Source organism: Kitasatospora sp. NPDC004799 (genome assembly GCF_040609095.1).
Lineage (GTDB): Bacteria > Actinomycetota > Actinomycetes > Streptomycetales > Streptomycetaceae > Kitasatospora.
Map to the genome: position 1 here is coordinate 1 of NZ_JBEXJK010000505.1, position 5,402 is coordinate 5,402.

At 72.5% G+C, this 5,402-nt stretch carries 7 protein-coding genes; 1 reads left to right on the plus strand and 6 read right to left on the minus strand.

Annotated features, from left to right (window positions below):
- A partial coding sequence (locus ABZW03_RS36570) for an SDR family oxidoreductase (protein WP_355268501.1) occupies positions 1–632 on the plus strand: 632 nt, incomplete at its 5' end.
- Positions 633–681: 49 nt separating this feature from the next.
- Here the strand turns inward: ABZW03_RS36570 and pqqE are convergent.
- Genes pqqE through ABZW03_RS36600 form a run of 6 tightly spaced genes read right to left on the minus strand, consistent with a single transcriptional unit; the run spans position 682 to position 5,129 of the window.
- Positions 682–1,749 carry a pyrroloquinoline quinone biosynthesis protein PqqE gene (pqqE, locus tag ABZW03_RS36575; protein ID WP_355268503.1) on the minus strand — a complete coding sequence of 356 codons (1,068 nt, stop codon included), beginning with the start codon at positions 1,747–1,749 and terminating at the stop codon, positions 682–684.
- The gene (gene pqqD / locus ABZW03_RS36580) at positions 1,737–1,976 is read right to left on the minus strand and encodes a pyrroloquinoline quinone biosynthesis peptide chaperone PqqD (protein ID WP_355268506.1); all 240 of its coding nucleotides are present in this window, start codon (positions 1,974–1,976) and stop codon (positions 1,737–1,739) included. Before pqqD ends, pqqE begins: the two co-directional genes overlap by 13 nt.
- Positions 1,973–2,647: a pyrroloquinoline-quinone synthase PqqC gene (gene pqqC / locus ABZW03_RS36585; RefSeq protein WP_355268509.1), complete on the minus strand. Its 675-nt coding sequence runs from the start codon at positions 2,645–2,647 to the stop codon at positions 1,973–1,975. The genes pqqD and pqqC overlap by 4 nt, the downstream gene beginning before the upstream one ends.
- Complete coding sequence (locus tag ABZW03_RS36590) at positions 2,641–3,453, minus strand: MBL fold metallo-hydrolase (RefSeq protein ID WP_355268512.1); 813 nt, start codon at positions 3,451–3,453, stop codon at positions 2,641–2,643. Before ABZW03_RS36590 ends, pqqC begins: the two co-directional genes overlap by 7 nt.
- A 39-nt stretch (positions 3,454–3,492) precedes the next feature.
- Entirely contained in the window at positions 3,493–3,654 is a 162-nt protein-coding gene (locus ABZW03_RS36595) for a pyrroloquinoline quinone precursor peptide PqqA (RefSeq protein WP_355268516.1), read from the minus strand.
- Positions 3,655–3,686: 32 nt separating this feature from the next.
- On the minus strand, positions 3,687–5,129 hold the full coding sequence (locus ABZW03_RS36600) for a glucose/sorbosone family PQQ-dependent dehydrogenase (RefSeq protein WP_355268519.1): 1,443 nt from the start codon (positions 5,127–5,129) through the stop codon (positions 3,687–3,689).
- Positions 5,130–5,402: the final 273 nt, after the last annotated feature.

A 5,402-nucleotide genomic window follows, 5' to 3' on the forward strand; every position in this document is an offset into this window, starting at 1 on the left:
CTGGTGGTCATGCCGTAGACCTCGGCCAGGTGCGCGACGATCTCCCCGGAGGTCAGGCCCTTCGCAGTCAGCGAGATGACCAGGTTGTCCAGGCCGACCGGGTCGCCGCCGAACTCGGCGGCGCCGACCTGCTGTTCAACAACGCGGGCGTGATGCTCCCGGCGCCGGTCGAGGAGCTCGCCACCGACCAGTGGCAGCGGCAGATCGACCTCAACGTCTCCGGCCTGATGAACGTCATCGGCGCGTTCACCCCGCAGCTGGTCGCCGCCGCGGCCGAACGCGGCGTCGCCGACCTGGTCAACACCTCCTCGATCGCGGCGCAGAACATCTTCCCGACCTTCGCCGTGTACTCCGCCACCAAGGCCTACGTCACCCACCTGTCCCGCCACCTGCGCGCCGAGCTCGGTGCGAAGAACGTCCGGGTCTCGGCCATCGAGCCGGGCATCGTCGGCACCGAGCTCCAGTCCCACGTCACCGACCGGGGCGCCCTGGACTGGCTGGCCGGCGCCAAGGACTCCATGGAGTGGCTCCGCCCCGAGGACGTCGCGGAGGCCGTCGGCTTCCTGGCCGCCCAGCCGGCCCGCGTCAACCTCCAGCAGGTCACCATCATGCCGACCGGCCAGGCGAGTTGAGACCCGGGACGGCAGCCGGGGAGGGCGGCCCGGCCGTCCTCCCGGTCCGTCAGCGGGGGGCGGAGGCCCGGTAGGCGAGGTCCCCGTCCCGCCGGGCGGTGAGGTCCGTGACCAGGCCGTGGTCCGGTGACAGCGCGCAGGCGGGGTCGGTCCGCCCCGCGTCCCCGGTGAGCGCGAAGGCCTGGCAGCGGCAGCCGCCGAAGTCGGTCTCGCGGCGGGGGCAGGAGGCGCAGGGCTCGGGCAGCCAGTCGGTGCCGCGGTAGGCCCGGAAGGCCGCGGAGTCGTTCCAGATCCAGGCGAGGCCGTGGTCGCGGACGTTCGGCAGGTCCAGCGGGAGGTCGTAGGCGGCGGGGCACGGCAGCACCCGGCCGTCCGGGGCGACGGTCAGCGAGACCGCGCCCCAGCCGCCCATGCAGGGCTTCGCGACGCCGTCGAAGTAGTCGGGGACGACCCAGACCAGTTCGGTGTCGGTCCGCCGCCGCCGGCGTTCGACCGCCTCCCGGGCGCGGTCGAGCTGGTCGCGGGTGGGCATCAGGGCGGCCCGGTTGGCCAGCGCCCAGCCGTAGAACTGGGTGTTGGCGAGTTCGATGCGCACCGCGCCCCAGGCGATGCCGAGGTCCACGATCGCGTCGATGTCCTCGAGGTTCAGGCGGTGCAGCACGACGTTGAGGCCCAGCGGCAGCCCGGCCTCCCGGACCAGCGCGGCGGCCCGCTCCTTCGCGGCGAACGAGCGCCGCCCGGCGATCAGTTCGGAGGAGGCGGCGTCGGCGCCCTGGACGGAGAGCTGGACGCTGGGCAGCCCGGCCGCAGTCAGGCCGGCCAGCCGCTCGCGGGTCAGGCCGAGTCCGCTGGTGACGAGCTGGGCGTAGATCCCGGCCCGGGCGGCCCCCGCGACGATCTCGGCCAGGTCGCGCCGCAGCAGCGGCTCGCCGCCCGAGAGGTGGACGTGCGCGACCCCGAGGTCACCGGCCTGGGCCAGCACGTCCAGCCACTGATCCGTCGTCAGTTCCTGTTCACGGAAGGTGAGTTCGAGCGGGTTGGAGCAGTACGGGCAGCGCAGGGGGCAGCCGTGGGTGAGTTCGGCCAGCATCGCCCAGGGCGGGTTCACCGCAGCCATCCGTGCTCCTTCAGGTCGGCGAGGAAGCCCACGACGTCGTCGGCGCCCTCGGGCGGGAACCGGGTGGCGATCTCCGGTACGGTCCGGGTGCCGTCGCACAGGGCGACGATCGCGGCGGCCTCGGTGCTGAGGACGACGATGCGCTCGGGGACGACCAGCAGCGTGCTGTCCCGCACCGGGCAGTGGCGCAGGCGGGCGTACCGGCTCAGGGCCGGCCGCCAGCTCACGCCGGGGCCCGTTCGACGGCGTCGAGGAGGGTCCACAGCACCTCGCACTTGTAGGAGAGCGCCGCGACGGCGGCCTCCTGCTCGGCCCGGGTGCGCGCCCAGGAGAGCACGAGCGACAGCGCCTCGTCGCTGTCCCGGCGGCCCTGGCCGACGCGGGCCCTGAAGTAGGCCAGGCCGGTGGGCTCGATCCAGGGGTAGTGGCGCTCGAAGGCGGCGATCCGGGTGGCCATCAGGTCCGGCGCGAACAGTTCGGTCAACGAGGCGGCCACCGCTTCGAGGGGCGTGCCGTTGCGGCAGAGGTTCACGTAGCCGTCGACGGCGAGCCGCACCCCGGGCAGCACGTCGCGGCCCGAGAGCAGGTCGGCGCGGTCGAGTCCGGCCGCCTCGCCGAGCCGCAGCCAGCGCTCGATGCCGCCCTCGTCGCCGTCGCTGCCGTCGTGGTCGGTGATCCGGCGGATCCACCGCCGGCGCAGGGCGGGGTCCTCCAGCTTGGCGAGGATCAGCGCGTCCTTGACCGGGATGTGCCGCTGGTAGTGGAACCGGTTGAGGATCCAGGTCCGCAGCTCCCCGGGGCTCAGCAGCCCCTGGTGCATCCTCAGGTTGAAGGGGTGCCGGTGGTGGTAGCGGCGCTCGGGCACGGCCCGCAGCTCGCTCTCGAACGTCGTCACCATGTGAGGACCGCTCCTTCCGCGGCCACCCCGAGGCCCCGGTCCGCCAGTTCGGCGTGGTGGGGGGAGTCCGGGTCGACCAGCGGGTTGCTGTTGTTCAGATGGGTGTAGAGGCAGTGGGCGGGCAGGGCGGCGAGCCGGTCGCGGGTGGCGAGGACGGGCAGGTGGCCCATCTCCGTGGCGGACCTGGTGGAGAACCCGGCGGTGCGGGGCTCCTCGTCGTCCCAGAAGGTGCCGTCGACCAGCACGAGTTCGGCGCCCTCGCCGAACCCGCCGGGCCACACGCCCGTCGACGGCGCGTAGAGCAGGCCGCCCACCCGCAGGGCGCTCACCCAGTCCCCGTCGCCGGCGTCCCGGGCGTAGCGGGGGCGTTTGCCGGAGAGCGGCTGGAGCTCGACGCCGTCGAAGTCCCGCCAGCGCAGCCGGGTGTAGGGCGCGAGGACCTCGCCGAGGCCGAGCCGCTTGTGCACGGCGTCCCGTACCGCCTCGGTCGCCATGACCTCCAGCGCGTCGGCCTCGCGCAGCCGGGCCAGGCCGAGCGTGTGGTCGAGTTCGGCGTCCGTGAGGATCACCCCGGACAGCCGGGTGCGCCGCCCGTCGGGGCGCAGCCAGGCGCAGCGCTCGATCTGTTCGGCGATGTCCGGCGTGGCGTTCACCAGGTACACCCGGCCGGGCTCGGTCTCCACGGCGACGGACGCGTGCAGGCGTCGGCGCGACGGAACCGCGCGTGCCCCGGCACAGCCGGGGCACGCACAGTTCCACTGCGGGACGCCGCCGCCGGCTGCCGTACCGAGTACGTGCAGTCGCACAGCGCTTCCTCCCTCTTCGAGTGGGACTCCCGCCGGCGTCTACCGCTTGGCGAGGTAGTACGCCGAGACCTCCAGGGACGCCTCCACCACCTGGTAGGTCGGCTTGCGCCAACGGGTGGCGTTCACCGGGGCGTCGGGCCGGTCGGTGGCGCGCTCCGGGGGCCGGGGGGCGGGCCTGGGCTGTTCCTGGTGACGGGTCATGACTGTCTCACCTCCGTGCTGGGACTGGGACTTCACTGCTTGCGGTGCTGGTCGTAGGGGACGGCGAGGATCGCTCCCGGGTTCGCCAGGTGGGCGGTCGGGGTGCCGCCCTCGCCGCGCACCAGGTGCTGGCCCTCGCTGTCGGTGGCGATGTACAGCGTCTTGCCGTCCGGGCTGAGGGCGACGTCGCGGTAGCGGTTGACGGTCCGGTAGAGCTCCTCGTAGTGCTTGCCGTCCTTGGTGAGCTTGAAGACGGTGCCGTTCTTCAACGACGTGACGAGGACGTCGTTCCCGACCACCTTGAGGCTGCCGGGGGCCATGGTCGGCCAGCACATGTAGGCGGACGCCGCGTCGGGGCAGACCGGCGTGGTACCGAAGTCGTGCCCGCTCTCGACGGTCGTCCCGTACGTGCTGAGCGGGGAGACCATCTCCTTGGTGAAGTCCTTCTCCTGCGTCGTCGGCACCTGGGAGGGCGGCGAGTTCGGGTCGGGGTTGTAGGGGATGTTCTCGCAGCCGCCGCTGGCCTTGGCCCAGTCGGAGTAGACGTACGCCTTGTCGTCCTTCCACCCCGCGACGTCGGGCCAGCCGTAGTTGCCGCCCTTCTCGATGCGGTTGAACTCGTCGTCGGTGAGCGGGCCGTTCTCGGCCGTGTAGAGCGTCTTGCCGTCGAAGTCCATCCCGTCCGGGTTGCGCATGCCGTAGGCGTAGATGTGGCTGCGGGCGCCGTTCAGTTCGGGGTTGTCCTCGGGGACGGAGCCGTCCGGGTTGATCCGGAGCACCTTGCCCTGGTAGAGCGACCAGTCCGACGCGGCGACCTGGGCGGCGGTCGGCAGGTCCTGCGCGTGGTTCTGCTGACAGTAGTCGGCCAGGTAGTTGTGGCCCTGGTCGCCGATCGAGTAGTAGAGCTTGCCGTCCTGCCCGTACCGGAGCCGGGCCGACTGGTGCTGGTTGTGCCCCGGCAGGCCCGTCAGGACGGGCTGTTCGTCGGAGAGTCGGCCGTCCTTCGCGGTGTAGCGGACGATCTTCGTGGCCGACTGGTCGCCGTTCCGGTAGGTGTAGGCGAGGTAGAGGTAGTCGCTGCCCTTGTCCTTGCCGAAGTCCGGGTGCAGGGTGAAGCCGAGCACGCCGTCCTGGCCGTCCTGGCTGTGGTAGGCCTTCCCGGTGAGGTCGAGGGCGGTGCTCTTGGCGCCGCTCTTCGGGTCGACCCGGGTGACCTTGAGCCCGGACTTCTCGCTGACCCAGAGCTGTCCGTCGGGGGCGTAGGCGAGTTCGAACGGGTCTCCCAGCCCGTCCGCCACCACCTTCACCTCCGTCTGCGGCGTTTGCGCGGACCGGCCCTGGGTGGGTTCCGTGGTGACCACACCGGCCTGCTGTGCGACGGTACTCCCGCCGGACGCCGACCCCCCGTTGTCGGAGCACGACGTGACCAGCGCGGCGGCAGGGATCAGGGCCAGTGCGATCGGGAGCTTTCTCATGGGTGCCTCCCACTCGTCGCGGCGACGAGTGTCATGGGGTTCCGAATGACCGGACTCGGGGATTCCGTACGCGGCCTTCAAGGGAGCGGCCGACGGGCGAGCGGGTCTTCGCCTTCGATGGGGGAGCGCCGTCCCGACGGCGGGAGGGCCGTGCGACGTCCCGCCCTCACCGTAGGGCGGCTCCACCGGTTCCGCATCCCTCGTTGCCCCGGGCGCGTGGTCCGGGCGCGTGGTCCGGACGGCGGGCCCGGCGGGGAGGCCGGCCGGGCGGTG

Bases quoted from the DNA above. Each gene is read 5' to 3' on its own strand.
- pqqE (WP_355268503.1), bottom strand. From the start codon at position 1,749: ATGGCTGCGGTGAACCCGCCCTGGGCGATGCTGGCCGAACTCACCCAC.
- pqqC (WP_355268509.1), bottom strand. From the start codon at position 2,647: ATGGTGACGACGTTCGAGAGCGAGCTGCGGGCCGTGCCCGAGCGCCGC.
- ABZW03_RS36595 (WP_355268516.1), bottom strand. From the start codon at position 3,654: ATGACCCGTCACCAGGAACAGCCCAGGCCCGCCCCCCGGCCCCCGGAG.
- ABZW03_RS36600 (WP_355268519.1), bottom strand. From the start codon at position 5,129: ATGAGAAAGCTCCCGATCGCACTGGCCCTGATCCCTGCCGCCGCGCTG.